Origin of the sequence: Bacillus pumilus (assembly GCF_003431975.1) — a bacterium.
Taxonomy (GTDB): Bacteria; Bacillota; Bacilli; order Bacillales; family Bacillaceae; genus Bacillus; species Bacillus pumilus_N.
In genome coordinates, this window is record NZ_CP027116.1 from 908844 (window position 1) to 935801 (window position 26958).

Below are 26958 nucleotides of genomic sequence, written 5' to 3' on the forward strand. Positions count from 1 at the left end.
TAGAATAAACCAAACAGAGATTTTAAAAAAAGTTTGGTGGTGTCTGTGTGAAACAATTATTAGAGCAAACATTAGAAGACAGGCTTGAGTATTTATTAAATGGGAACGTCATAAAACAGCCGCAGCTCTTGTCTGATGTGGAAGCAGTCGAACGGAAAAAAGAGCTTTTTGCTAGAAGACAGGTGGAGATTGTTAAGGCGAAAGCTAAAACAAAGCTCCTTAATTCATCGATTCAGGATGATGGGGCTCAGCATGTGCAGTACCTTGCTCATGTCACTTACGTATGCAAGGACGTTGACGATTCTTTTTATTTAGAGGAACAAGTAGAAAAAAGAGAAGCGTTCCTTTATAACGACATGCTTGTGAAAGATCGGGTGATGCTAGAAAAGCGGCAAATAGAAGAGCTGGTGGATGAGCGCCTTCAAACTGAGGAACAGTTCGGGAGAGCCTTTCACTATGACCGGCGAGCAGCTGTGCAATATGCGGAGACGTATTGGAATAAACGAAATCCAGCTTATAAAAATTTTGAAGATAACTGCACAAATTTTATCTCACAATGCTTGAAAGCAGGGAATGCGCCAACGAGAGGGTATCCGAACCGTGGGTCTGGCTGGTGGGTGCGTCCGCATACGTGGAGCTATAGCTGGACGGTGGCTCATTCGATGAAAAATTATTTAGCGAATTCGAAAGCAGGTTTAAGAGCAAAGAAACTGAAAGAAGCACAGGAGCTCCAAATCGGTGATGTCATTTGCTACGATTTTGAGGGGGATGGCAGGTATAATCATACAACCATTGTCGTCGACCATGATAAAGGCGGAATGCCTCTTGTGAATGCTCAGACATATGACTGCCGCATGCGATATTGGTCATATGAGGATTCGACTGCCTATACACCTGCTATCCGTTATATGTTTTTTCACATTTTGGACGATGCCGCGAAGGATAGTTAATGGTATAATGTTGAGCGGAAAAGAAAATTAGAGGTGAACTTTTTTGGGACTTCATGTCGTTTTATATCAACCAGAGATTCCAGCTAATACTGGAAATATTGCGCGTACATGTGCAGCAACAAATACAACTCTTCATCTGATTCGTCCGCTCGGTTTTTCGACAGATGACAAAATGCTGAAGCGTGCAGGACTTGATTATTGGAAATATGCCAATGTCGTCTATCATGATTCGCTTGATGAATTGTTTGAGGCACATCCGAAGGGACAATTCTTCTATATCACAAAATTCGGCCAAAAGCCGCATACAACATTTGATTACTCTCAAGTAGATGAAGATTACTTCTTCGTTTTTGGCAGAGAGACAAGTGGACTGCCAAAAGATTTGATTGAACGAAATATGGACCGCTGTCTCCGTTTACCGATGACAGAGCATGTTCGTTCCCTGAATCTATCGAATACAGCAGCGATTCTTGTGTATGAGGCACTTCGCCAGCAGCAATATCGAAATCTGATATAAGGTCATAATGAAAGCCGGGATACCTATCTCGGCTTTTTTATATGAGATAAGAAACAAAAAGAACTCTTTTTGAATAGACATACAAGAGTGACATTCTAGGGGACAAATCATGTTGGTTATACCGGGTGTATGAAGACAGAAATTCAAACATTGGTACTGTGAATGGTTGGAAGTTACTTGCGGTGGTTGCAGTGACTGATGATATTTACAGAAAAGATATACGTGCAAACTTCTCTACTCGTTTTACAGATATCACATGAGATCATCAAGCAGTAACGGTGATACAGTCGAGATGGAAGTGAAGAAAACAACAATTTAAACGCAAAAGGATGTTCCATTAGCGGAACATCCTTTTTTTCATTTACCAGGCTTGCCTTCGTAGCCAGCTGTGAAAATGGATACTAAAAACGTAATGATGACGCCCATCATAATGACCGTTCTCATATAAGCTCCCCCTTATCCCTTTGTTCCTTTCGCTGCCTGTTTCATATGATGTGAAGTTCGCCTTGAAAAGCAGAAGAAGTCGTTCAGTTTTCTCCTGTTTTTCCTTTATTATGAAGGGTCTTGCGGATGGTTGTCAATTCAGTTTGCCAATTCGTCATTTTGAAGAACGAAAGCATGTAATAGGACGCCTTCGCATAGATTGTAAAACAGTATCTGATTACTAGCTTCAATCTTGAAAGAGGAGGTTCATATGGATATTTTAAAGAAAATTGAACAGCACAGAGAAGAAGAGCAGCGTCTCAAATGGGAGGGCACATTCAGCGATTATTTAGACATTATTAAAGCAAATCCACTTGTCGCTCAATCTGCTCATTCTCGCGTTTATCATATGATTAAGGACAGCGGGGTTGAAGAGGAGAATGGGGTCAGAACCTACAAATTTTTTGATCAGGAGCTTTTTGGGCTAGAGGAATCATTGGAACGGTTAGTGGAGGAATATTTTCATCCTGCTGCCAAACGGCTCGATGTGAGGAAGCGTATTTTGTTATTAATGGGACCAGTAAGCGGAGGGAAATCTACGCTTGTCACTAGACTGAAAAGAGGACTAGAAGAATATTCACTGACAGATCATGGCGCAGTTTATGCGATCAAAGGCTGCCCTATGCATGAAGACCCGCTTCATCTCATTCCGCAAAATCTGCGGGAGGATTTTTATAGAGAATATGGTATTCGTGTGCAGGGGAATTTGTCGCCTCTGAATATGATGAGGCTTGAAGAGGAGTACGGCGGCCGAATTGAGGATGTAAGGGTAGAGCGGATCTTTTTCTCAGAGGATAAACGAACCGGTATTGGAACCTTTAGTCCATCTGATCCGAAATCTCAGGATATTGCCGATTTAACAGGCAGCATTGATTTTTCAACGATTGCTGAATTTGGATCAGAGTCAGACCCGCGTGCCTACCGCTTTGATGGAGAACTTAATAAAGCAAACCGAGGGATGATGGAGTTTCAAGAGATGTTAAAGTGTGATGAGAAATTCCTATGGCATCTTCTTTCATTAACGCAAGAAGGAAATTTTAAAGCTGGTCGTTTTGCCTTGATTAGTGCAGATGAATTGATCGTTGCTCATACGAATGAAACCGAGTACCGGTCGTTTATTTCAAATAAAAAGAACGAGGCGCTGCATTCAAGAATTATTGTGATGCCGATTCCTTATAACTTGAAGGTGACGGAGGAAGAGCGTATTTATCATAAAATGATTTCAGAAAGTGATGTCGCAGATGTGCATATTGCCCCGCATACGCTGAAGGTGGCAGCGATGTTCTCCATTTTAACTAGACTCAAAGAGCCGAAGCGTTCTGATATTGATTTGGTGAAAAAAATGCGTCTATATGACGGAGAAAGTGTCGAAGGCTTTCAATCTGCTGATATTGATGAGATGAAAAAGGAATTTCATGATGAAGGGATGAGCGGAATTGATCCACGGTATGTGATTAACCGCATTTCCTCCACTATTATTCGAAAGAATATGGAATCGATCAATGCGCTGGATGTCCTTCGATCGTTAAAAGAAGGGCTTGATCAGCATCCGTCGATCTCCAGCGAGGACCGGGATCGTTATTTGAATTTTATTTCTGTCGCGCGAAAAGAATACGATGATATTGCGAAGAAGGAAGTTCAAAAGGCATTTGTGTATTCATATGAGGAGTCTGCGAAAACGCTCATGGATAATTACTTAGATAATGTCGAGGCATACTGCAACAAAAATAAATTGCGAGATCCGTTAACCGGTGAAGAAATGAATCCTGATGAAAAACTCATGCGTTCAATTGAGGAGCAGATTGGGATTTCTGAAAATGCTAAAAAGGCATTTAGAGAGGAAATTTTGATTCGCATTTCGGCTTATGCAAGGAAGGGGAAGCGCTTTGATTATAATTCTCATGAGAGATTACGGGAGGCGATTCAGAAGAAGCTGTTTGCTGACCTAAAAGATGTAGTGAAAATTACGACATCGACGAAAACACCGGATGAACAGCAGTTGAAGAAGGTGAATGAGGTAGTGGCTAGATTAATTGATGAACATGGCTATAATTCAACAAGTGCAAATGAACTTTTAAAATATGTAGGCAGTCTTCTGAATCGTTAATAAATGAAGGAGGCATTATTGGCGCACATGCACCAGTAATGTCTTTTTTAGAAATGAGCGTCAACTCGGGTGACGAGCAGCATAGGATAAAGGAATCGATGGTTAGAAGAATTGTGCGAATAGGTGAGGAGGGGGATGGATGTCCCGGCAAGAAAAAAGTCAGTTTATTGTGTCTCAGGAAGACTGGTCCCTCCATCGAAAAGGCTATGACGACCAGCAGCGTCATCAGAAAAAAGTCAAAGAAGCGATTAAAAACAATTTGCCGGATCTTGTCACAGAAGAAAGCATTATCATGTCTAACGGAAAAGATGTTGTCAAAATTCCGATTCGTTCGTTAGATGAATATAAAATTCGGTATAACTACGACAAAAATAAGCATGTGGGTCAAGGCGATGGAGACAGTGAGGTTGGGGATATTGTTGCGCGCGATGGATCAGACAGTAAGCAAGGGCAAGGAAAGGGGCAGGGCGCTGGAGATCAGGCTGGTGACGATTATTACGAAGCAGAAGTCTCATTAATGGATCTTGAGGAAGCGCTGTTTCGTGAACTAGAGCTGCCAAACCTGAAACAAAAGGAGCTTGACGATATCATTGTTGAGCAAATTGAGTTTAACGATATTCGCAAAACCGGGTTAACAGGCAATATTCATAAAAAACGAACGATGCTGTCAGCATTTAAACGAAATGCGATGACAGGTAGCCCTTCCTTTTATCCAATTTACCCGGAGGATATCAAATATAAGACATGGAATGAAGTGACCAAACCAGAGTCGAAAGCTGTCGTTTTGGCGATGATGGATACGAGCGGAAGTATGGGGCTTTGGGAGAAATATATGGCGAGGAGTTTTTTCTTTTGGATGACACGTTTCTTACGGACAAAGTATGAGACTGTCGATATTGAATTTATTGCCCATCATACGGAAGCGAAGGTCGTCGACGAAGAGCATTTCTTTTCGCGGGGCGAGAGCGGAGGAACCATTTGCTCGTCTGTCTATCGAAAGGCACTAGAGCTCATAGACGAACGATACCCGCCATCCAGATATAATATTTATCCTTTTCATTTTTCTGATGGGGACAATTTGACCTCAGACAATGCGAGGTGCGTGAAGCTTGTTTCTGAAATTATGAAAAAATCCAACCTATTTTGCTATGGTGAAGTAAATCAATACAATCGGCATTCTACATTAATGTCAGCGTATAAGCATATTCAGGATGAGAAATTTAAGCATTATATTTTGAAGCAAAAATCAGACGTCTTTTTGGCACTAAAAAAATTTTTTCAACAGGAAGAAGTTCTTTCGTAAATAGCACATTTGAAAAAACCTTTCAGCATAAGGGCTGAAGGGTTTTTTGTGTGGAGAAGGAAGGGATCACCAGAAAAAAAGTAAAACTTTCTCTTTGACATTTCAATTTTCATTTATTAATATTTAATCTTGTTAAATATAAGTTTTTCAAAAAAGATGTCGATCGTCTTTTCTTCTTTTTCTGCTCTTTGCTCATGAGTGAACAATAAGTATAAATGGGCTGCACACCATTATTCATGCGGGGCAGATGAAGGGGAAATGACAGCTTTATGAGCTTGTTTCATATTCTGTCAGATGATGGGCATTCTAAGTTTGCTAAAGCAGATGACACTATATTCTTATACATGAAAGGAGAAACAAAACATGAACAGAGGGCGTTTATTGCTAACGAATATTATTGGCCTTATTGTGATTCTTGCCATTATTGCCGGAGGTGCTTATTACTACTACGAAAGCACAAACTTTGTTAAAACTGACGAGGCGAAAGTAACAGGTGACATGTATCAAATCACAGCACCAGCAGCTGGACAAATCAAAGGCTGGGATATCAATGAAGGTGACGAAGTGGAAAAAGACAGCACAGTTGCAAAAGTTGAAGGAGAAGCTAAAACAAACATTAAAGCAGTGGCTGATGGCACATTAGTCAAAAAAGAAATACAAAACAACCAACAAGTGCAGCCTGGTACAGTTCTTGGAGAAACAATTGATTTAAGCAAGCTTTACATCACAGCGAATATCAAAGAAACAGACATTAAAAACATTGAAAAAGGCGACAAAGTCGACATCGTGGTAGATGGTGATCCTGATACTACATTTGAAGGAACAGTTGAACAAATTGGTTATGCGACAAACTCAACATTCAACATGCTGCCAGCATCAAATTCAAGCGGTAACTATACAAAAGTCACACAAAAAGTCGCAGTGAAAATTTCAATTAAAAATCCATCAGACAAAGTACTTCCTGGTATGAATGCTTCTGTCAAAATTTCATCTTAATGATGATTGATATCAAAAAATGAAAGGAGGTTGTCTGAGATGGCAAATCAACCTGCAGCGACAAAACAGGGAGCAGGCTCCTTGTCTTTACTGATCATTTTAATGGCCGGCTTGTTCGTAGCGATTTTGAACCAAACGCTTCTGAACGTAGCCATGCCCCATTTAATGACTGAATTTAATGTGAGTGCAACGACGATTCAGTGGCTTACGACAGGATACATGCTTGTCAACGGTGTGCTGATTCCGTTATCTGCGTTTTTAATCACACGCTTTGGACAGCGCAGTTTATTCCTAGTGGCCATGATCTCGTTTACACTAGGGACTTTTATTTGCGGTATAGCGCCGAACTTTTCGACTATGCTCATTGGCCGCTTGATTCAGGCTGTCGGCGGCGGTATCTTACAGCCGCTCGTCATGACAACAATCCTTTTTATTTTCCCTCCAGAAAACAGAGGGAAAGGAATGGGGATTTTCGGTCTGGCGATGATGTTTGCTCCTGCTGTAGGACCAACATTATCTGGTTACATTATTGAACATTATTCTTGGCGTATTATGTTTTATGGACTTGTACCAATCGGAGCGATTGTCATTATCGCGGCTTTCTTTATGTTTAAAAATATTGTAGAGCCGAAAAAAATCAAGCTAGACAGCCTTGGTGCGATTCTTTCCATCGTTGGTTTTGCTTCGCTTCTATATGGAGTAAGTGAAGCCGGAAGTGATGGTTGGACAGATCCGATCGTCCTATCTACGATTATTATTGGTGCGATTGCGATCATTCTCTTTATTTTCCAACAGCTGAAAGCTGATAATCCGATGCTTGATTTCCGTGTGTTTAAATACAGCATTTTCTCATTATCAAGTGTGATCAATATTATTATTACAGTTGCCTTATATACTGGGATGTTCTTATTACCGATTTATCTGCAGAACCTCGTTGGGTTTACGGCATTGCAATCCGGGCTATTAATGCTTCCAGGGGCACTTGCGATGCTCATTATGTCCCCGATTTCAGGGATCTTGTTTGATAAATTTGGACCTCGTCCACTTGCGATTGTGGGGATGCTCATTACCGTTGTCACCACATTCGAGTTTACAAGGCTGACCATTGATACATCATATAGTCACATTGTGCTCATGTATGCAGTGCGTGCATTTGGGATGTCACTCTTGATGATGCCCGTGATGACAGCAGGGATGAACCAATTACCACAGCACTTAAACAGTCATGGTACGGCGATGTCGAATACATTAAGACAAATAAGCGGTTCAATCGGTACGAGTTTGATCACAACGATTTATACGAATCGTACTACGTTCCATTATTCCAATATGGCGGATCAAACAAATACAACTGACCCGTTCTTTATGAATTCATTTCAAGCGGCTGTATCGAATGTGATGCATCATATGGGCATGACAGCTGAAGCTGCTCAAAAATATGTATCCACTCAGCTCTTTACGAAAGCACAGGTCGATTCAAATGTGATGGGTATTAATGATGCTTACATGTGGGTGACGTTATTCTGTGCAGCTGGTGTCATTTTAAGCCTGTTCCTACGTGATGTACGTAAGGATAAAAAGCGAAAAGACCAGCAGCTGAAGAAACAAGAAATGACACTGCTTCCAGCACCTAAGGAAGCCAATCAAGATGCAAGATAAGTGTGGAGGGACCGTACATGAAAATTTATGTCGTATACGATAGTGAAGGTGACCATACAAAAGCACTTGCAGAAGCTATTGCAGCAGGCGCAGGTGAAACAGAGCAAGCTGAAGTATTCATCGATCATGTGAAAGATGCGGATATTCGCAAGCTGGATCAAATGGATGCGATCATTTGGGGCTGCCCTGGTCACTTTGGTACCATTAGTTCTGGGTTAAAGACATGGATTGACCGTCTTGGCTACTTATGGGCAGAAGGAAAACTGATCGATAAAGTCGGTGCCGTTTTCTGTACAACTGCTACAACGCACGGCGGTTTAGAAATGACGATGCATAATTTGATTACACCAATGTTTCACCAAGGGATGCTTGTTGTTGGCCTTCCTGGAAATGTGCCAGAGAATGCTTTATACGGTTCTTACTATGGAGCAGGTGTGACATGTCCGATTGATTCTGATGAATTGATTTCTACAGAAGGTATTGAACTCGGAAAAGCATTAGGAAGACGTGTAGCAACAGTCACTGCGTCATTTAAGCGATAAGGAGAGGGTTCTTTTGGCGACGATTATTGTAGCGTTAGTAGCTGCTGTTCTAGTCATTATCGGATTAGTAGCGTTCAATGTCAGACACGCTTCGGTCGAGAAGGAAGAGATCAAAGAAGATGTACGTAATCAGCCTGACGTGGCCCGCAGTGAGCCAAAAGTTGCGGCAAGACCTGTAGAGCCTGAAGAAAAAGAGGAAGCGTCAGAGCCTTCTCAAACGGATGAACGCGTGTCTGGCGATGATTTCTATAGACAGGCGCTTCAAAAGTTTAAGCAGCCAGAACCACCTGTCAAGGAAGAAGAAACAGAGACAAAAATGAATGATGATATGTATCGTTCTGCTTTACAGAAGCTAAAACAGAAGGACAAATAAAAAGAGAACCTCTCGTTAGGTTCTCTTTTTTTATGCGATATAAAAAAACCGCCGGCAGAAGCCGAGCGGTTTTTCTTCACTCTATAAAGTGCTAAAGAGCAGATGCTCTTAAATTACGCTTTGTTAACGTTAGCAGCTTGCGGTCCACGGTTACCTTCAACGATTTCGAAAGAAACTGATTGACCTTCTTCTAAAGTTTTGAAGCCTTCGCCTTGGATAGCAGAGAAGTGAACGAATACATCGTCTTGACCTTCTACTTCGATGAATCCGAAACCTTTTTCAGAGTTGAACCATTTTACTTTACCTTCTAACATGAAATTTCCTCCTAAAGCGATCTTAACGCTTAAATTCACTATTCTTGCTCTTACACAAACTTCAAAGACGAAAACTCTTTCAAAACTTTCTTCTTAAAGATGATACGAACAAAAATAATTACCTTTACTTTACCAGTGTTTGCGGGAAAAAACAACTGTTAAACGAAAACTTTTTTAAAAATAATTAGCGCTAACAAATTGAGGAAAAAGCCTATGTTAAATGGTTTCTTTTTCTCTCTGAAAAGCTCACTTGATTTCGACCAGACTGCTTCGCTTTATAGAGCTCCTGATCGGCCATAATCGGTAATTGATTGATGTTTGCACTTGTTCCAGCGGAATAAGCACATCCAAGTGATACTGTGATATGAATGGACATACCATTTTGTAAATAAATCGGTTGATCTGAGATTTTTTTCCTCAAACGTTCTGCAATCTGCCATGTTTTTTCAACCGTACAATTTGGTAGAAGGACAGCGAACTCCTCACCGCCGATCCGTCCAATATAATCAGAGCTTCTTGTGTTTTTAATCAGCCTTTTTCCAATTTCTTTTAAAACAATATCTCCTTCATGATGCCCATATTGGTCATTGATGGATTTGAAGTAATCGATGTCTAAGTAAATAAGGGACATTTGATAGATAGGCTGCTTTAATTTCATAGAAAAAGCATCACTTAAGATCTCATCGAACTTCCGTTTATTTAAAACACCTGTTAAAAAGTCATAATGAGCTTGGAACTTATACAGATTTAACAGTTGATATGCTTTTGTTTGATGCTCAATGACGTAAAAATTAAACAATCCAGCTACATATGAGAATATCCAATAGGCGGAATGGACTTCAATAGAAGTCTCATGTGCAATCGTAATAAACAAAATAGTTGCAAGTATGTTGCTGATTGTAATGGACAAAAGCATTTTCACAACATGACTCATATGGCGCTCAGCAATAAAAAAAGAAGCTGTTGCGATGATCATCATCGAAAAAATATTGATGAAAGAAGCGATGTTGGCTTCGAATAATAATCGACCAATGATGACAACACAGGCTGCAATGATTGTTTGGGCGATGCCTCCATAAAAGGCCGTTAAAATAAGGGGAATATGTCTTAAATCGATGATAGCTGGTCCTGTTTTAATAGAGAAGAACATTAAAAGGACACCGAGTAATCCAGAAAGAATGCCTTTGCATAACTGTCTGATCAGGGTATCTTCTTTCTTCAGAAAATTCTCTTTAAACACAAGCATAAATAAATAATGGAATGTGACAAGAATTGTTAAATTGATAAAGAGGTCTCTTAGCAAAATAAAATCACCTTTTTAAAACTACTAAAATTTGTTGCAAAAGAAAAGGGGAAAAAGGATAATTAATAAAAATTTCACTTATGAGGGGATCGAAACACATGCAAGGAAAACGCTTCCCAGATGAAACGGACTTGCTTTCTTTTTTTGAAACGGAGCCTGATGAAAGGTTCGAGAAAGGAATGCCTATTGAATATCAAAGCCTGACATTTCGATTTGAGAATCAAGACGAGCGATTCGTTGTCAAGATGTACCTTGGAAGTCAAGAATTTGCGTTAAAAGCTGTTCGGAAAAAAGATGGATCTATTTTAGGCATTTATGATTTTAAAAATGTGAAGCATGCAGAGATAAAAAAGGACAATCAATATGAGAAGGAACTTTTAATCATAGTAGATGCTTATGGCGATTTTATGACAACAGTCGAAATCACCTTTTTACCTTTCTTCTCTGTGCTGGTGAAAGAACATTTTTCAGGAGAATAAACAGGAGCCTCTATTTCAGAAGGCTCCTGTTTTATTATTTGTGCTCGATGTCATTGAGCACTTGCTGGATTGATTCATCATCCATCACATTCATGACATTTTCATCAATGTGGAGAGACTGCGCATAAGACTCTTTTGGCTGATGGGTTCTTGATGGTGATTGATGCTGGTTCGTCTGATTTGGCTGAACAGCTGTAAATGCCTGCTTGATCATTTGTCCGACTTCCGCTGTTCCTTTTGATTCTTTTCGTGCGTGTGACTGTGACTCGTGCTTGGACGAGTCATGATGCTGATGGCCATTTTCCTTCATCATTGAAGACATATTCATTTGCGTCATGCTTTTCAGCCTTCTTCGTAAAACCGGTGAAAATAATGCAATGATGGCTGTTGAGGCCGCGATCATTGCGCCAGTGCTCATGCCTTTTCTTTTTTTAAACAAACGAATCCCTCCATTTGATCGTGATGATACTTCTTCATCATGTTTAGGATGACCAAATAAAGCTGAATTATGAATTCATCCCATTGAAAAAAAGGATGTGTGCATAAAAAGACGACTGGATGAAAAAGCTATGAACAAAAGGAGGGAAAATAATTGATGAATAAGAAATGGATACTATCTTTGCTACTCGTTCCAACATTGATCACGACTGGGTGTGGCATGAACAACCAGGGCGATGAGCGAAGAGGAACAATGAACCGACAGTATGAAAATGTCACATACAAGAATGACAATATGAGGCAGGATGAGCCAAATGTTCAAACACCTCAGAAGGTCAAAGTGGCAGATAAGGCGTCAGAGCTTGTAGCCAATATGTCTGAAGTGAAATCAGCGAACGTGCTTGTCACAGGGAAAAATGCATTTGTAGCCGTTATGCTTGAAGGAGATAAAAGCGGCAATGTGACGGACGATCTGAAAAGGAAAATTTCAGATAAAGTGAAATCAACAGATCAACAAATCGACAACGTGTATGTATCTGCGAATCCAGACTTTGTCGATCGTATGGAAGGATACGGAAAACGTATTAGAAGCGGCGAGCCAATTTCTGGATTTTTCGATGAATTTACTGAAACGGTCAGACGTATCTTCCCTGAATCAAAATAGCTACGACAAAAGCCGTATGACATATGCGGCTTTTTTCTATGGAATCGCACCTTGCGCACCTGAATGCATAAAGTAAAAAATATATCACCTCTTGTTGATCTTTGTTTCTTCATAGAAAGAGAAAGAGGCTGCAGGATGAATTCAGGTGGGGAGCAAATGAAAGCCAAGCCGTCATTGATTTATAAAAAGCTAGTAGGCGGAATGATTGCAGCAGGTCTTATTTTTTATGCTTTCACCGCGTACTTGATGTATGTTGCATTTCAGCTGACAGGACAATATTTAGAGCAGCAGTCTTCTCCTAAAACCATTTTAACGGAGGGACTCAATAAGCAAGTCTATGAACATATTCGAATTTACTATGCAGAGGAAGAGGATGCTTTTGTTGATCTGACAATCGAGGCCATGAATCAGGCAAAGAAGAGGATAGCGTCAGTCTTTCAGTTTGAAACTGACAAACCTTTAGACATTATTTATTTTGATGATAAAGAGACGATCGAACAATTTGCCGGCATCAAGCATATTACGGGTTTCTACTCCGATCATGATCAAATGATAGGGTTATATCCAGATAAACGGGAAGCGTTATTGAAGAAAGAGACACTGCCTTTATACTTTTTCAAGACGTTATTTATTCATGAGTATGCTCATTTTGTTTTCTATGAAAAAGCTCATTCTTATGAAGTGTCTCCAGCGATCTTTCCCCTTTGGTTCCATGAAGGAACAGCAGAATGGACGGCCTATGATGTGTTAAATGCCACGTCTGAACAATTCGACGTCATTCCCTTTGAATCTCTTCATTCCGATCAAGACTGGCAAGACGCCAGGGTGACGTATGAGACAGATGTCTATTTGCAAAGCTACTATATGATCTATGAGCTGGTGCAGCTTTACGGACGAGACATCATACATGAGATGATGCAGGAAACGGCGAAAACCGGCCGTTTTGATAGAGGCTTTAAACAAGCGACAGGTCAACATCTTACCGATTTTGAAAAGCAATTTAAGCTGAATTATCAAACAAAAAACGGCTGACCAGAACAATCGGTCAGCCGTTTTTTGTTTAGTGAAGTGGTTTTTGCTGATTGGCTTTGCTTGACGGCATTTGAACTTGTCCCTGCATCGGGGCAAAAGAAGACGTCATGGACTGCATATCTTGAGGTGTAAGCTGCGGCACTTGATAATAGCCATGTTTGTTTTGATATAGGAAAATTTCATACGCCATTTCAATGAAGTTTGGAATTTGTGCTGCAAGCACACGTCTCACTACAGGGTTTGTTACCTCTAATGAAGTCATTGAAAGTAACCCAGCATGTGATTTCACGAGGCCCAGCATATGCCCTGTAATTCCTGCGTCTTTTACATCCTGTAATGATTGATTTGGTTTCTTTGGCTGGGATGGTTTTATTCCGTATGTCATCTGTGTTTGTTCTTTCATCATATAAGTAGATGTTTCTTCACTAGGCTTTTGTCCAGTAGAAAAACAATCTACCGTGACATTGTACTGCGACAATACGAATTGATATTGTCGATCTAAGATGTCGGATAATGCAGGATCTTGGATATATTGCCTAAAGATCATGTATTGATCCAAAATATTAATTGTGCCTGCTAGAACTTCATGTAAATCGAATAGCTCATGCCCACCATGGTTGGATTGAGGCTGGGGAGTATTTCCTTGAACGTATGATTGTTGATCGTTTTGCATTGAGATTCCTCCTTCTGTTTATACAATCTGTTTTAATGTGAGGATGTTTTCCCTTTTTCATGCAAAAACATTATTTACAATTAGAGGGTTTTCTTCCTTTTTGTCGAAAAAAAGTATCAGACGAATGAACATGGGGGTACCAGATGCAGGACAAAATCATTAATCGTTTGATAGAAGACGAACATGTGCAGGCACCAGTGATTGGCATCGGTGTTTCGCCGTTTGAACAGCATCATCTTGAGGCTTTTTTTCAATCAATTCCACATGAATTAAATGCCTCTTTTATTGTTGTACAAAATCATGTGACGGACGATTGTCTAACTGATTTGGAAGCACTTGTTTTACCGATTGGTTACCGGGCAAAAACGATTAAACATGGTGAGAAAGTCATGAAGAAAACGATTTATTTTTGTCCACAGCATGCGGTTGTGACGTTAACAGAAGATCAGAGACTGCACCTATCAGAGCAGATGCCGCTGTGCAAGGCTTGCTCTGTGGACTTGTTTTTTCAATCTCTTGCTAATGTGCAAAAGGAAGAGGCTTTTGCGATTTTTTTTCAAAAAGGTCATTGCGTCGGAAGCGGCCTGCTTCAGCTTGTTGAGCAAGGCGGTACAGCTTTATCGTGCAGTGAGGTAGAAAGTGGTTTTGACACCTTATATCAACAAACATTCAAAGACCCTTTTACCCTTGCTGCTTATATCGCCAATATCGTCAACATTCCACACATCGATGAGACAGATCCTGTTTTACTGAGAATCATTGAACGTCTAGAAATGTATAAAGGCATTGCCTTTTCAGCCTACCAAAAGAAAAGATTTCTATCTGTCATTCAAAAACGAATGAGGATCGCAAAGAAACGGATTTCATTATTATCAGAGTACGACTACTTATTAGAAAGAGAACCAGATGAGCTAGATCGTTTGCACTTACAGCTTCTAAGTGGCACGACTTCTTTTTTTAGAGATATGGAGGCTTTTCGTGTATGTGAACATCAAATCATTCCGTCGATCATTGAAAATGCGATGAAAAGCGGGAAATCTCGATGCCGTATTTGGGTAGCGGGATGTTCGACAGGAGAAGAAGCCTATTCTTTGACGATCTTATTTTTAGAAGAAATGAAGCGAAGACAAGTGTCTATTGAACTTCAAGTATTTGCAACAGATATCAACCGGAAAGCCATTCAAACAGCCAGTAAGGGTGTTTACTCAGTAGAGTCTATGGCAAGGATGCCTGAAAAATGGCGGGCGCGATATTTCGAAAGGAAAGGTGACGCTTTTATTGTGAAGCAGTCGCTTAGAAAACATATTGTCTTTGCACCTCACAATTTATTGATCGATTCACCTTTTATCCACCTCGATTTTATCAGTTGCCGAAATGTTCTGATGTACTTCCAGGCTGAAGTGCAAAAACGAGTATTGTCCCGATTCCAATATGCTTTAAAAGATCAAGGGATGTTGATATTAGGGCCAAATGAAACTGTACCCAATATCCCTCGTTTGTTTCATTTGTTCAATGAAAAATGGAACATTTACACCCATTCAAACTTTCCAAAACCTCAAGTTCCTTGGGCATATAATGCCCGTGATATTGAGTTGAAAGAGCGAGCCGCACAATATATACAAGAAGTAAGTGAGGATTATGACGCATGCATGATCATCAATGATTGTGACAAAATCCTGGCGGTATCAAATGGTGCGTATTCATTTTTAGACCATACAGAAGTGTCAGATCAATCATGTGAATATGTAACACCTGATTATATAAAGGAGATGCTAAGTCAGACCTTTCAAAAAGTGTGGACAGACGAGACAGAAGTTATGTTTCAGCATGTTCTCATTTCGGAAAAAGGCAGAAAGCAGTATGCAGATTTCACTGTGAAAAGTTTTGACCTCCGCTTTAAGGGAGTTTACGTCATTCTCATTCGAATGAATGAGAGAGGAAAAAATCAAAAGAACAGCAGGGACAACGGGATGTCAGATCACAATTCAGTCTATCAACAGCGTATTGTCGATTTAGAAAATGAACTCAATGAAGTCAAACAAAAGGAGCAGGAGGCAAGGGCTCAATTAAAAGCGAAAAATACACAATTAAAGGAGCTTGAGAAAAAACACGAGCATTTTATTAATATCATAAACAACTTAAAGGTGACAAGAGAAGAGCTTTACAGACCTTCTGTCAAGCCGGAGCTTGCGACATTGTTTGTGGACCGGGACATGAATATTCGCTATTACACTCCTACGGCTACCTCTTTATTTACTTCAGAGAAAATCAGGCATCAGCAATCATTTCAGTCGATGGCTAAAAAGCTTACGAAGGAAACGCTCTATCATGATATTCAATCTGTCATATCGGATCGGCGCGTGATCGAACGGGGAATTGAAACGAACGAAGGTGAGCAATTCACCGTTCACATGACACCTATTTTCGATGAAGAACATGAGGGAGCGGTCATGACTTGGATTAAAATGACCGAAGTGACGAAAATCAAGCAGTCACTTCATCTCGCGGTGACGGCCCTTGATAACAGCCACATTCATATTGTTGTTGCGACGGAGGAAGGGGTCATCCAATGCGTGAATCAGCGGTTCTGTCAGTTTGTCCAGCAGCATGAATATGATCTCATCGGCAAAGATATTTTTTCTGTCTATCATTCGCTATGTCAATGTGATGACTTAGAAAAGCAATGGGACGTTTGTTTAAGAGAAGGTAGCTGGACAGGTGAGCTGTACTTTCAAGATTTATCTGGACGTGAACGTTGGGAGAGAGTCTCTTTACACCGAATAGATGATCCTGACAAAATGCAATCAACTGTGATGCGGATTTCAGAGGATATTACCAATCAAAAGCAGTCAGAGAAGATGCTGATGAAGTCAGAGATGCTGTCGGCAGTTGGGCAGCTTGCAGCGGGAATCGCTCATGAGATACGGAACCCGCTGACCTCATTAAAAGGATTTTTACAGCTCATGATTCAAAGTAAGAAGTATCAGAAAGATTATGCAGATGTGATGATGTCAGAGTTCAATCGGCTTGAAGCAATTATCAATGAATTTCTCGTGCTTTCTAGAAGCAAATCGGTGAAATTTGAGCCGGTACATGTCAATCTTCTGCTCGAAGAAGTGATCATGGTCGTTGAATCCCAGGCGGTCTTAAAAGGCGTGTCCATTCAGAAAAATCTATCCCCGTCACTGCCAAACATTCAAGGTATTCCGAATGAACTGAAGCAAGTCTTCCTAAACATCCTTAAAAACGGAATTGAAGCGATGGATGGTGTAACGGGTGTTATCAAGGTGACCTCTGTCATGAAACATCATCAAATGATGTTGATATTTGAAGATCAAGGCAAGGGGATTCCAGAGGACGAAATAGGGAAACTTGGTGAACCTTTTTATACAACAAAAGAAAAGGGGACAGGCCTCGGTTTAATGATGACCATTAAAATCATTGAAAGCCATGGTGGCACCATTCGTTTTGAAAGCAAAAGCTTTGAAGGAACGCGAGTGATTATTACGTTTCCAACGAGCTAAAATAGACAAGTTTTACATGAAATCCATCCAGCATCAATATTTGCTTTGTACAATATGAGAGATGAAGAGCAAAGGAGAGAGGTCTAATGAAACGAGTGCTATCCATTCGAATGATCTGTTGTTTCGTTTTGGTGATCTTTAGTTTGCAATCCATACTGCCGAGCATGATTACAGGAGGCGAGGTCAGCGCAGCTGAAAAGAAGGAAATGGTTTGGAAGCAAAAAAAGATCGTGCAGATCAAAAAAGCCCGTCAGTTGATAGGGGAGACCGTAACGGTAAGCGGAATTGTCACAGCAGATCAATCCGCAATAGGTAATGGTAAACTATCCACATACATTCAAGACAAATCAGCTGGAATCAATATTTATTCAGCACAGCCCAATCAATTCCCAGAACTAAAGGCAGGCATGAAGGTGACAGTAACTGGTAAGATCACGTCCTATAAAGGACTGATTGAAATTGTGCCAGATCAAGATCGCCTGAAGATAGATGCTGTAAATCAAACTTTGCCAAAGCCGAAGCGGGTATCTGTGAAGCAACTAGAAACGGATCAAGCCGGAAAACATGAAGGACGGCTTGTGAAAGTCAAAGGCTATGTTGAGACAAAACCAGATCAGCCGGCTGGCGGTGGATACAATGTCGTGATTGTTGATAAAAAATATCATAGCTCCATTCTGAGAGTGATGGTTGATACAAATGCCATTGATGAGGTAAAGGCGGGGAAATGGTACGAGTTCACAGGCGTGCTAAGCAGGTATGATACGCTTCAGGTGCTACCAAGACATAAGAAGGATATCAAACTGCTCAAACACCAGGCAAAGCCGCCAAAGATCAAGAAAGAATATAAAGCAACAGTTGACCGTGTGGTGGATGGAGATACAATTCATTTAAAGAAGCCTGTTCTAGGTACAACAAAGGTGCGTTTTGTAAATATGGACACGCCGGAAACGTATCATAAGCCAAAAAATGAATTAGATCAAAACCAATTACGTTTTGGACAGCAGGCGACTGACTATTTAAAAACACTTCTTTCAAGCGGCGACCAAGTCACATTAAAGATTGGTCCTGAAGCGAAGGACAGCTATGGACGTCTTTTAGCTCAAGTGAAAACGAAAAAAGGTTTAAATACAAATTTAGAGCTTGTGAAAAAAGGGTATGCCCCTACTTATTTCATCTGGCCAGTTGGAGATGAAAAGGACTATCAGTCGTTTCAAAAAGCAGTAAAGGATGCAAAAGAACAAGGACTGGGGATTTGGAATGAAGCGGACCCTCTACTGGAACAGCCATTTGAATTTAGAGCACGTGAACAGAAAAAGGGACTGACACGCTACGTCGGTGATTCATCAGTGAAAACCTACGTATCGCCTGACAGCTGGAAAGAAATCAATGTGGATAAAAGGATCTTTTTTGCTTCCAAGGAAGAAGCAGAGCAGGCTGGCTATCAGCCGGCAAAGGACGCGGGCGAAGTCCCATTAACGATTTTAAGTATGAATGATTTACACGGTAAAATTGATCAAGAATACGAGCTGGATCTAAAAGGTGATGGCAGTAAAGGGATGTACGGAAGAATGGATTATGTGGCCGCCTATTTGAAGCAAAAACAAGCAGCACAAAAAAATACAATTACTGTCCATGCTGGAGATATGATTGGCGGGAGCTCTCCAATATCTTCTCTTCTGCAAGATGAACCAACCGTTGAACTCATGGAGAACATTGGCTTTGATGTTGGTACGGTCGGCAATCATGAGTTCGATGAAGGGGTGGACGAGCTATTACGTATTTTAAAGGGCGGGGATCATCCCAAAGGTACAAAGGGGTATGACGGACAGAATTTTCCGCTCGTTTGTGCAAATTGTGAATACAAGGAAACAGGCAAGCCGCTTTTACCAGCTTATGAAATCATCGATGTTGAAGGAATTCCAGTTGCATTTATCGGTGTTGTGACCAAGTCAGCCGCAGGAATGGTCATGCCAGAAGGGATTAAAGACATTCAGTTTACAGATGAAGTCAAAGCCGTGAATGAAGCCACGAAGGAACTAAAACAAAAAGGGGTTAGAGCCATAGCGGTTTTAGCTCATATGACAGCCTCTCAAAATGGCGAGACCATCACTGGAGAAAGTGCAAAGCTTGCCAAAGAAGGTGATGATGAAATTGACGTCATCTTTGCAGGGCATAATCACGAAGTGGTCAATGGAGAGGTCAATGGGAAATTAATTGTTCAAGCCTTTGAATATGGGAAGGCGATTGGTGAAGTCAATGTCACACTGGACCGTAAAACGAAGGATATGGTCAAAAAGAGTGCAAATATCAAGTATGTAGACCAGTCTGGTATTGAAAAGGATAAGGAAGCAGCGGACATCTTGGCGCATTACGGGAAAGAAGTTGAGCCAATTATTAGTGAAGTGGTTGGAGAAGCTGGCGTCAAAATGGAAGGCGGCTATTCAAATGATGGAGACACGCCGCTCGGAAACCTGATTGCAGATGGTATGAGGTATTCCATGAAAAGCGATTTTGCTATGATGAATGGAGGCGGCATTAGACAAAACCTCGAAAAAGGGCCGATTACGTGGGGAGATTTGTTTAACATTCAGCCATTCGGCAATGTTTTAGTCAAGCTTGAGATTAAGGGGAAAGACTTAGTTGAGATCATAGAAGCACAAATTTCACCACAATTTGGACCAGATTATAGTATTTCAGGCTTTTCATATTCTTATGATCCGGTAACATATAAAGTAGTCGATTTGAAGCTGTCCAACGGTTCAGCCGTTGCTTTCGATCAAACGTATACTCTCACGGTGAATAACTTTATGGCAACTGCAACTGGTAGTAAATATGCGCCAATAGGAAGCCTTGGGAAAAATCCTGAAACAGGCCCAGAAGACTTAGAAGCCACTGTCGCTTTTGTCAAAAGCTTTGAGGGAGCTTCCATTGTGTATCAAAAAGAGGGACGAATTCAAAAAGCAAAACAAGAAGAAAAAGCAGCAAGCTAAAGAGTGTATCATCTAAGAGAAATGTAACAGGCAAAGGAGTTTAAGCATGAAAAAGTGGCTTGCACTGACTGTCATGATTGCAGGGATCGTCCTGCTCGGCTGGGGAATGTGGCAAATCGCTTCTACTCATCTTCAAACAGCACAATCATTAGAAGAAGCGAAGAAGGTCGTAGCGGGCGATCAAGGGATGTCCAAAAAGCAATTTGCTCCTGAAGTGGGGAAAGCCTCTGGCATTCTGACGATTCCAAAGTTAAAAGCAGACCTTCCCATTGTCGAAGGGACGGATGCGGATGATCTTGCAAAGGGAGTAGGACACTACAAAGGCAGTTATTATCCTGATCAGAATGGACAAATTGTCCTTTCTGGCCACCGTGATACGGTGTTTCGCCGGACAGGCGAACTGGATATTGGAGATCAGCTGAAAATGACGGTGCCGTATGGTGAATTTATATATGAAATCACACATACGAAAATTGTCGATCAGCATGATACATCCATTATTACTTTGCAGAATGAAAAGGAAGAGCTTATCCTAACGACCTGCTATCCTTTTCATTTCGTCGGCAATGCGCCAGAGCGGTATATTATGTATGCAAAAAGAACGTCTGAATAAAGGAAAAGAGCCTGCATTTGATGAGCAGGCTCTTTTTAATGGATGATTTGATTCATGAGCTGGGCCATATCTGGTGGTAGAGGAGCTTCTATGGTGAGATGCTCACCTGTAAAAGGGTGCTTCATATCAACTTCTTTGGCGTGAAGAGCGCATCTATTGATGTGTTTACGAACACCGCCATATAAGGTATCGCCAGCTAACGGATACCCGAGGCTACTAAGGTGGACACGAATTTGATGCGTTCTACCTGTCTCTAATTGCAGTTTAACGGCTGTCAATTGCAGACGTTTATTCATGTCCATGACCTGAAAATGCGTCACAGCTTTTTGTCCAGTAGGGGAGATTCTGCGTCTGACGGCATGGTGTTTGTCACGGCCGATGGCTTCATCAATGGTCCCTTTCTTTTTTTTGAAAAGTCCCTCTGCGATGGCGATGTACGTTCGGGTGATCATTTTTTTAGAAAGCATTTGATCAAGAGCCGCATGGGCTAATCTATGCTTTGCGAAAATGACGGTGCCGCTTGTGTCTTGATCAAGTCTATGGATATGTCTCACCCGCTTTTCTTCTCCATTTGCTTGAAAATGGAAGGCGACAAGATTAGCTAGTGTACCCGTTTGTCCTTGTTCATTCGGATGAGTGGGCAGACCAGCGGGCTTTTGGACAATGAATAGATGCTCGTCCTCAAAAAGCACCTCTAACTCACCGTATTCTGGTGTCACATCACTTTCTTCTGTTTCAAATAAATCAATGATGATTTGATCACCTGTACAGACTTTTGCCGCTTGATGAGCAGGTTTTTGATTCAAACGAACTTTTTGATGCTCCATCCAATAATGGATAACTGGCTTTGAGGCAGACACGGCTGTTTTTAAAAAATGACTGAGTGAAGTGTTATGATGAAGCTCATCTACTTTGAGTGAGAGCATATGTCCTTTTATGTTCATAATATCGGGTCCTCTCTTTGGGTATATATAGGAAACACTTACCTTGGCGAACGCCTTTTTTTCTGTGCTATTCTGAATGGAGAAATAACGACAGAGAGGTAGATGTCACGTGAGATTAATGAAAGCTGCTACAGACCTTCAAGAGCAGGCAATTGAAGAAATATCAAAGGATGTTGAAGATCTTCTTGCCCATGCTGTCAATGGAAAGCATCTAGATATGTATCAAAAAGACCACCCTTTTACTTTTATTGATGGCGTATATAACGGGACGATGGATGATGCTTTTCGTATTTTATCGGGACTTCAGCTATTACATACCATTATTGTTAAACCGAAACGTCAAATCACAAAACGAGATCGTGAGCTATTCGAGCGAAACCGTGAGCAGGTCAATGCCAGCGGATTTTCTTTTCCGTTTGATCTCGACGATTTCGTTAGCCGTCACCTTCAAAATGCGTAAAAGATGGTGAGAACTTCCTTGTTAACTTACAAGGCACCCGCACATACTACTTTTAAGGGAACGGAGAAACCTTTAAGATCTGTAATACCAAACCCGCTCTTTTTCAACATTGCCTATTTCTCCACGAATCGGAGCGCTTGGATCTCTTGCAGAATAAACCGAACACGGATAGGAGTCTGACAAAATGGTGCAGGCTCCTTTTATACATAATCATTTTAGCAGACATTCATCTTTGAAAGTCAATTTTATTCACGATATGATAGCATGGAGTATATGTTTAAGACTTTTGTAAAAAAAAGGAGTGGCCTCGTTGGTAAAGGCGATTATTTTTGATTTTGACGGATTAATTTTAGATACAGAAACACATGAATATGAGGTTTTACAAGAAATGTTTGCGGAGCACGAGTCAGATCTGCCTCTTTCCGTATGGGGCAAGGTCATTGGCACGCAGGCAGGCTTTAAGCCATTTGAATATTTGGAAAAGCAGATAGGGAAGACGCTCGATCATGAGGCACTTACAGCGGACCGGCATTCACGTTTTCAAATGAGAATGAAGGACGAATCAGCAAGACCGGGCGTAGAAGCTTATTTAGAAGCAGCAAAAGAGCTTGGGATCAAGATTGGACTTGCTTCCAGCTCAGATTATAAATGGGTGTCTGATCACCTAAAGCAGATTGGTCTTTTTGATTACTTTGAATGTATCCGCACGTCAGATGATGTGGAAGAAGTAAAGCCAAATCCTGAGCTTTATTTGCAAACAGCACGCTGCTTAGGAGTAGAACCGAAAGATTGCGTGGCATTTGAAGATTCTGTAAATGGATCGGTTGCTGCCAAACGAGCAGGCATGAAGTGCGTCATCGTCCCAAACAAAGTGACGAGCACGCTACAGTTTGAAGAATATGATGTCAGATTAGAATCAATGGCTGAAATTGAATTGCTCCAGCTATTCCATCAGCTTGAAAAAGAGGATCAGTAAGGGGGCAAAAACATCATGGCAGAAAAACTAGACTTAACACGGTTTGAAAAAAGAATGGTCATCCGGAATATCCGGGAAGATGATATTGACCGAATTATTGCTTTACAAGAGGTATGCTTTCCAGGCATGGACCCTTGGAAACGAGAGCATCTTGAAAGCCATCTTGAGCATTTCCCAGAAGGGCAGTTTTGTGCTGAATTCGAGGGAGAAATCATTGGCTCTTGTTCAAGTTTATTAATTAACTTTGATGAATACGATGATCGCCACACTTGGCAGGACATTACAGATGATGGGTACATCACAAATCATAATCCTGATGGGATGAATATGTACGGCATCGAAGTAATGGTGAGTCCTGAATACCGCCGCATGAAAATTGGGCATCGTCTGTATGAAGCAAGAAAAGACTTAGCGAGAAGATTAAATTTAAAAAGTATCATCATTGGCGGACGGATTCCAAATTATCATAAATACCAAGATGAAATGACACCGCGTCAGTATGTGGAGCAGGTGATGCTTCACCAAATCTATGATCCCGTTTTATCTTTTCAGCTGTTAAATGAATTTAGTCTCATGCGGATCAACCCGAATTATTTGCCGGATGATAAGGCATCCAGCACATATGCGACATTAATGGAATGGAACAATGTCGATTATCGCCCGCAATCGAAAAGATATTATAAATCGGCGTTCCCTGTCCGCATTTGCGTGATTCAATATGCGATGAAACAAATTCATTCCTTTGAGGAATTTATGAATCAGGTCGAGTATTATGTAGATGTCGCATCAGATGCGTCAGCTGACTTTGCCGTATTCCCTGAAATTTTTACGACGCAGCTTATGTCTTATTTAGAAGAGCGGTCACCAAGTCTTGCTGTACAGCGGATCACGGAATATACAGAGGACTACATTAATTTATTCACAGACCTTTCTGTGAAATATAACATTAATATCATCGGCGGTTCCCACTTTGTAGAAGAAGAAGGGAAAATCTACAATATTGCCTATTTATTCAGACGTGATGGAACGATTGAAAAGCAATATAAGCTTCACATCACGCCGAATGAAAGAAAATGGTGGGGGATTTCAGCTGGTGACCAAGTCCGGGTATTTGATACAGACTGCGGCAAAATTGCGATCCAAATTTGCTACGATATTGAATTTCCTGAGCTAGCCCGGATCGCAGCTGACAAAGGAGCAAAAATTATTTTCACTCCGTTCTGTACAGAAGACCGTCAAGGCTATTTAAGAGTACGTTATTGTGCACAGGCGAGAGCAGTTGAAAACCAGATTTATACCGTCATCTCGGGAACAGTCGGGAACCTTCCGCAAACTGAAAATATGGATGTTCAATATGCACAATCAGCTATATTTGCCCCATCAGACTTTGAATTTGCAAGAGATGGGATTGTAGGAGAGTGTAATCCGAATATTGAGATGGTTGTCGTTGGTGATGTCGATTTAGAAATTTTAAGAAGACAAAGACAAGATGGCACCGTACGCCAGCTGAAAGACCGAAGAAGAGATGTGTACCATATTGAATATAAGAAATAATGAAAGGAAGCGCCTATGACGAGGCGCTTCTTTTTGATTACATTTTTTTAAGAGATAATGTGACGCCATGAGCGATTGCTTTTGCGGCTAAAAACGGGATACCTGATTGGACAAGAGACTGGTAAATCGCATGGTCCACTTGGTTCCATTTAAGTGAAGGCTCCTCTAAAAGGTTTTGCAATGCAGGGCTGATGTGCTCATCGAAAAATTCTTCGACTAATTTGCGTTTTTCCTCACCTGCAATTAATTCTAGCTGTGAGAGCCATTTTTCTTGCTTTTCAAATGAAAGTTCAATGTTTCGTTTAATCGTCTCTGTCACAGTTGGAAGCTGAAAATCACTTTGTGCTGTCACCTGTTCATGAGGAATAGGTGCCGCCTTTGCTGACAGAGCAAAAGGAGAAGCAAATAATACGAGTGAAGTGGAGAGCATCAAAGATTTTGTGATTGTTTTCAATATGAAAACCTCCTAAAATTTTGTAATGGATCTGTTCAAGGTTCATCATACAATGATGTAAAAATAAGGTAAATGAGGCGTAGCGCTTATTTTTTCATGTGACTAAGGGATGCCGAAGCAGATGGCGAATATACTGAAATGAACGATCATTTGTTCAAAAGGAGAGGAATATGGGACGAGAAACTAAACATATGTATATCAATTTGCCGGTCAAGCATGTCAAGGAATCTAGGGCTTTTTTTGAACAGCTGGGTTTTGATTTCGAAGAGCAATTTTCGAATGATCAGGCAGCTTGCTTGGTCATGGATGACACGATCACAGTTATGCTGCTATCCGTTAAGCATTTCCAGTCCATTTCAGAGAAGCAAGTGGTGGATGCAAGGCAGTCATCAGAAGTCATTATCTCCATGAGGGTTGAATCACGAGAAGAGGTCGATGAGCTTGTTGAGCAGGCAATGGCAGCAGGTGGTTCACCGTTTAAGGAGAAGCAGGATCATGAATTCATGTATGGATGGAGCTTTCAGGATCTTGATGGTCATTTGTGGGAAGTGTTCTATATGAATGACGAAAGAAGCAGCCTTTCATAAGGGTGCTTCTTTTTTATTGTTTATCAGTGGTATGATAATGAGGAAGCAGAGAGAATCTGGAATTCAACTAGAGAAAAGTAGGTGCAACATGGAATTTTTACTTGTCTTACTGCCAGTGTTCGGCATATTTCTCATTGGATATATCGGGCAGAAGGCCATTGGTTTTGACATACATACGCTCTCATCAATGTCTTTATATTTAATGTCACCATTTCTTGCGTTTGAAACTTTTTATCAAAACAAAGTGTCGATGGACTATGTGTATTTATCCATTTTTGTTGTCGGGCTTTGTGTTTCACTTATTTTATGTGTCTTTATTTTATCTCGTATTTATGGGTATTCGAATGAAACGTATTGTGCCATGATTCTGTCGTCAGCCTTTATGAACAATGGAAACTATGGCACGCCGGTTGTCTTGCTCGTCTTTGGGGCAGCTGGTTTGGATATTGCGATTGTGTTAATGGTACTGCAGCAGCTTGTCATGAGTACGATCGGCATGTACTATGCAGCAAAGGGCGGAGAGGATGCAGGGGATGGAAAGGTCGTGCTGAAAAAAGTGCTTCGTATGCCGGTTGCTTATGGGGCGCTCCTCGGTCTTATATTTCAGCTGATTGACCTTTCATTACCTAAAGAGCTAATGACGGGTGTTCAGCTTGTTGGGGATGCTGCGATACCTACAATTATGCTTATTTTAGGCATGCAGCTTGCTGTCATTTCTTTTAAGCAAGTGGATTATCGCAATATTTCATATGCTGTATTGCTGAAGCTGTTTATCTCACCACTGATTGCATTTGGTTTTACACTGATTTTACCGGTCGATGATTTGGTGAAACAAATTATGATCTTAGTTGCAGCCATGCCGACAGCGGCAAATACAACACTGATGGCCGTACAATTTCGAACGAAGCCTGAGTTTGTCTCAAGCACGACGTTTCTCAGTACAATCTTAAGTATCGTGACGTTACCAGTTTTATTATGGATTTTATCCATGCACCCTCTGGGATAGGGAATAGAGATAGGCGG

Annotated in this window: 25 protein-coding genes; 19 read left to right on the plus strand and 6 right to left on the minus strand. The window is 40.9% G+C overall.

What is annotated here, in order from left to right:
* Window positions 1-47 precede the first annotated feature (47 nt).
* The 8 genes from C5695_RS04450 (at window position 48) to C5695_RS04490 (ending at window position 8930) form a co-directional block, all read left to right on the plus strand.
* On the plus strand, window positions 48-950 hold the full coding sequence (locus tag C5695_RS04450) for an amidase domain-containing protein (RefSeq protein ID WP_117729527.1): 903 nt from the start codon (window positions 48-50) through the stop codon (window positions 948-950).
* 43 nt (window positions 951-993) lie between these two features.
* A complete protein-coding gene (gene trmL, locus C5695_RS04455; RefSeq protein ID WP_117729530.1) occupies window positions 994-1467 on the plus strand; it encodes a tRNA (uridine(34)/cytosine(34)/5-carboxymethylaminomethyluridine(34)-2'-O)-methyltransferase TrmL in 474 nt (157 codons plus the stop codon).
* A 694-nt stretch (window positions 1468-2161) separates the two neighbouring features.
* The gene (locus tag C5695_RS04465; protein WP_117729535.1) at window positions 2162-4057 is read left to right on the plus strand and encodes a PrkA family serine protein kinase; all 1896 of its coding nucleotides are present in this window, start codon (window positions 2162-2164) and stop codon (window positions 4055-4057) included.
* Between the two features lie 139 nt (window positions 4058-4196).
* On the plus strand, window positions 4197-5360 hold the full coding sequence (gene yhbH / locus C5695_RS04470; RefSeq protein ID WP_117729537.1) for a sporulation protein YhbH: 1164 nt from the start codon (window positions 4197-4199) through the stop codon (window positions 5358-5360).
* 363 nt (window positions 5361-5723) lie between these two features.
* Window positions 5724-6356: a biotin/lipoyl-containing protein gene (locus C5695_RS04475; RefSeq protein WP_117729540.1), complete on the plus strand. Its 633-nt coding sequence runs from the start codon at window positions 5724-5726 to the stop codon at window positions 6354-6356.
* Between the two features lie 39 nt (window positions 6357-6395).
* A complete protein-coding gene (locus C5695_RS04480) occupies window positions 6396-8015 on the plus strand; it encodes a DHA2 family efflux MFS transporter permease subunit (protein WP_117729542.1) in 1620 nt (539 codons plus the stop codon).
* Window positions 8016-8032: 17 nt separating this feature from the next.
* On the plus strand, window positions 8033-8557 hold the full coding sequence (locus C5695_RS04485) for a flavodoxin family protein (protein WP_117729544.1): 525 nt from the start codon (window positions 8033-8035) through the stop codon (window positions 8555-8557).
* A gap of 13 nt (window positions 8558-8570) precedes the next feature.
* Complete coding sequence (locus C5695_RS04490; protein WP_117729546.1) at window positions 8571-8930, plus strand: hypothetical protein; 360 nt, start codon at window positions 8571-8573, stop codon at window positions 8928-8930.
* A 113-nt stretch (window positions 8931-9043) separates the two neighbouring features.
* Here C5695_RS04490 and cspB read toward each other — a convergent pair whose 3' ends face one another.
* Window positions 9044-9244, minus strand: coding sequence for a cold shock-like protein CspB (gene cspB, locus C5695_RS04495; RefSeq protein ID WP_008349061.1), 201 nt, complete (start codon window positions 9242-9244; stop codon window positions 9044-9046).
* 211 nt (window positions 9245-9455) lie between these two features.
* Window positions 9456-10547: a GGDEF domain-containing protein gene (locus C5695_RS04505; protein ID WP_117729548.1), complete on the minus strand. Its 1092-nt coding sequence runs from the start codon at window positions 10545-10547 to the stop codon at window positions 9456-9458.
* A 98-nt stretch (window positions 10548-10645) separates the two neighbouring features.
* Between C5695_RS04505 and C5695_RS04510 the strand changes: the two genes are divergently transcribed.
* A complete protein-coding gene (locus tag C5695_RS04510) occupies window positions 10646-11026 on the plus strand; it encodes a hypothetical protein (RefSeq protein WP_117729550.1) in 381 nt (126 codons plus the stop codon).
* Between the two features lie 34 nt (window positions 11027-11060).
* On the opposite strand, the gene C5695_RS04515 is transcribed toward C5695_RS04510, so the two are convergent.
* Window positions 11061-11465, minus strand: coding sequence for a spore coat protein (locus C5695_RS04515; RefSeq protein WP_117729552.1), 405 nt, complete (start codon window positions 11463-11465; stop codon window positions 11061-11063).
* A gap of 156 nt (window positions 11466-11621) precedes the next feature.
* Between C5695_RS04515 and C5695_RS04520 the strand changes: the two genes are divergently transcribed.
* Window positions 11622-12128, plus strand: coding sequence for a YhcN/YlaJ family sporulation lipoprotein (locus C5695_RS04520; protein WP_117733005.1), 507 nt, complete (start codon window positions 11622-11624; stop codon window positions 12126-12128).
* 156 nt (window positions 12129-12284) lie between these two features.
* Window positions 12285-13160 carry a hypothetical protein gene (locus C5695_RS04525; RefSeq protein ID WP_117733007.1) on the plus strand — a complete coding sequence of 292 codons (876 nt, stop codon included), beginning with the start codon at window positions 12285-12287 and terminating at the stop codon, window positions 13158-13160.
* 28 nt (window positions 13161-13188) lie between these two features.
* Here C5695_RS04525 and C5695_RS04530 read toward each other — a convergent pair whose 3' ends face one another.
* Entirely contained in the window at window positions 13189-13833 is a 645-nt protein-coding gene (locus C5695_RS04530; RefSeq protein WP_117729555.1) for a spore coat protein, read from the minus strand.
* Between the two features lie 143 nt (window positions 13834-13976).
* Between C5695_RS04530 and C5695_RS04535 the strand changes: the two genes are divergently transcribed.
* The 3 genes from C5695_RS04535 to C5695_RS04545 all read left to right on the plus strand — a co-directional run bounded on the left by C5695_RS04535 (window position 13977) and on the right by C5695_RS04545 (window position 20960).
* Window positions 13977-17357 carry a CheR family methyltransferase gene (locus C5695_RS04535; RefSeq protein WP_117729557.1) on the plus strand — a complete coding sequence of 1127 codons (3381 nt, stop codon included), beginning with the start codon at window positions 13977-13979 and terminating at the stop codon, window positions 17355-17357.
* Window positions 17358-17443: 86 nt separating this feature from the next.
* Window positions 17444-20347, plus strand: coding sequence for a 5'-nucleotidase C-terminal domain-containing protein (locus C5695_RS04540; protein WP_117729559.1), 2904 nt, complete (start codon window positions 17444-17446; stop codon window positions 20345-20347).
* 46 nt (window positions 20348-20393) lie between these two features.
* Complete coding sequence (locus C5695_RS04545; protein ID WP_117729561.1) at window positions 20394-20960, plus strand: class D sortase; 567 nt, start codon at window positions 20394-20396, stop codon at window positions 20958-20960.
* 35 nt (window positions 20961-20995) lie between these two features.
* Here the strand turns inward: C5695_RS04545 and C5695_RS04550 are convergent, their stop codons facing one another.
* A complete protein-coding gene (locus C5695_RS04550) occupies window positions 20996-21904 on the minus strand; it encodes an RluA family pseudouridine synthase (protein ID WP_117729563.1) in 909 nt (302 codons plus the stop codon).
* 109 nt (window positions 21905-22013) lie between these two features.
* On the opposite strand from C5695_RS04550, the gene C5695_RS04555 reads away from it, so the two are divergent.
* From C5695_RS04555 to C5695_RS04565, 3 genes are all read left to right on the plus strand, one after another.
* The gene (locus C5695_RS04555; RefSeq protein ID WP_117729565.1) at window positions 22014-22364 is read left to right on the plus strand and encodes a DUF5365 family protein; all 351 of its coding nucleotides are present in this window, start codon (window positions 22014-22016) and stop codon (window positions 22362-22364) included.
* Window positions 22365-22674: 310 nt separating this feature from the next.
* On the plus strand, window positions 22675-23340 hold the full coding sequence (locus C5695_RS04560) for an HAD family hydrolase (protein WP_117729567.1): 666 nt from the start codon (window positions 22675-22677) through the stop codon (window positions 23338-23340).
* Window positions 23341-23355: 15 nt separating this feature from the next.
* Window positions 23356-24894, plus strand: a complete 1539-nt coding sequence (locus C5695_RS04565; RefSeq protein ID WP_117729570.1) for a bifunctional GNAT family N-acetyltransferase/carbon-nitrogen hydrolase family protein — start codon at window positions 23356-23358, stop codon at window positions 24892-24894.
* Between the two features lie 37 nt (window positions 24895-24931).
* On the opposite strand, the gene C5695_RS04570 is transcribed toward C5695_RS04565, so the two are convergent.
* Complete coding sequence (locus C5695_RS04570; protein WP_117729572.1) at window positions 24932-25348, minus strand: hypothetical protein; 417 nt, start codon at window positions 25346-25348, stop codon at window positions 24932-24934.
* A 170-nt stretch (window positions 25349-25518) separates the two neighbouring features.
* On the opposite strand from C5695_RS04570, the gene C5695_RS04575 reads away from it, so the two are divergent.
* Window positions 25519-25935 (plus strand): VOC family protein, encoded by a 417-nt coding sequence (locus C5695_RS04575; protein ID WP_117729574.1) that lies wholly within the window; start codon window positions 25519-25521, stop codon window positions 25933-25935.
* Window positions 25936-26023: 88 nt separating this feature from the next.
* A complete protein-coding gene (locus tag C5695_RS04580; protein ID WP_117733009.1) occupies window positions 26024-26941 on the plus strand; it encodes an AEC family transporter in 918 nt (305 codons plus the stop codon).
* Window positions 26942-26958: the final 17 nt, after the last annotated feature.

Bases quoted from the DNA above. Each gene is read 5' to 3' on its own strand.
- C5695_RS04480 (WP_117729542.1), top strand. From the start codon at position 6,396: ATGGCAAATCAACCTGCAGCGACAAAACAGGGAGCAGGCTCCTTGTCT.
- C5695_RS04535 (WP_117729557.1), top strand. From the start codon at position 13,977: ATGCAGGACAAAATCATTAATCGTTTGATAGAAGACGAACATGTGCAG.
- C5695_RS04530 (WP_117729555.1), bottom strand. From the start codon at position 13,833: ATGCAAAACGATCAACAATCATACGTTCAAGGAAATACTCCCCAGCCT.
- C5695_RS04550 (WP_117729563.1), bottom strand. From the start codon at position 21,904: ATGAACATAAAAGGACATATGCTCTCACTCAAAGTAGATGAGCTTCAT.
- C5695_RS04540 (WP_117729559.1), top strand. From the start codon at position 17,444: ATGAAACGAGTGCTATCCATTCGAATGATCTGTTGTTTCGTTTTGGTG.
- C5695_RS04520 (WP_117733005.1), top strand. From the start codon at position 11,622: ATGAATAAGAAATGGATACTATCTTTGCTACTCGTTCCAACATTGATC.
- C5695_RS04575 (WP_117729574.1), top strand. From the start codon at position 25,519: ATGGGACGAGAAACTAAACATATGTATATCAATTTGCCGGTCAAGCAT.
- C5695_RS04580 (WP_117733009.1), top strand. From the start codon at position 26,024: ATGGAATTTTTACTTGTCTTACTGCCAGTGTTCGGCATATTTCTCATT.
- cspB (WP_008349061.1), bottom strand. From the start codon at position 9,244: ATGTTAGAAGGTAAAGTAAAATGGTTCAACTCTGAAAAAGGTTTCGGA.
- C5695_RS04525 (WP_117733007.1), top strand. From the start codon at position 12,285: ATGAAAGCCAAGCCGTCATTGATTTATAAAAAGCTAGTAGGCGGAATG.
- C5695_RS04485 (WP_117729544.1), top strand. From the start codon at position 8,033: ATGAAAATTTATGTCGTATACGATAGTGAAGGTGACCATACAAAAGCA.
- yhbH (WP_117729537.1), top strand. From the start codon at position 4,197: ATGTCCCGGCAAGAAAAAAGTCAGTTTATTGTGTCTCAGGAAGACTGG.
- C5695_RS04465 (WP_117729535.1), top strand. From the start codon at position 2,162: ATGGATATTTTAAAGAAAATTGAACAGCACAGAGAAGAAGAGCAGCGT.
- C5695_RS04510 (WP_117729550.1), top strand. From the start codon at position 10,646: ATGCAAGGAAAACGCTTCCCAGATGAAACGGACTTGCTTTCTTTTTTT.
- C5695_RS04545 (WP_117729561.1), top strand. From the start codon at position 20,394: ATGAAAAAGTGGCTTGCACTGACTGTCATGATTGCAGGGATCGTCCTG.
- C5695_RS04565 (WP_117729570.1), top strand. From the start codon at position 23,356: ATGGCAGAAAAACTAGACTTAACACGGTTTGAAAAAAGAATGGTCATC.
- C5695_RS04475 (WP_117729540.1), top strand. From the start codon at position 5,724: ATGAACAGAGGGCGTTTATTGCTAACGAATATTATTGGCCTTATTGTG.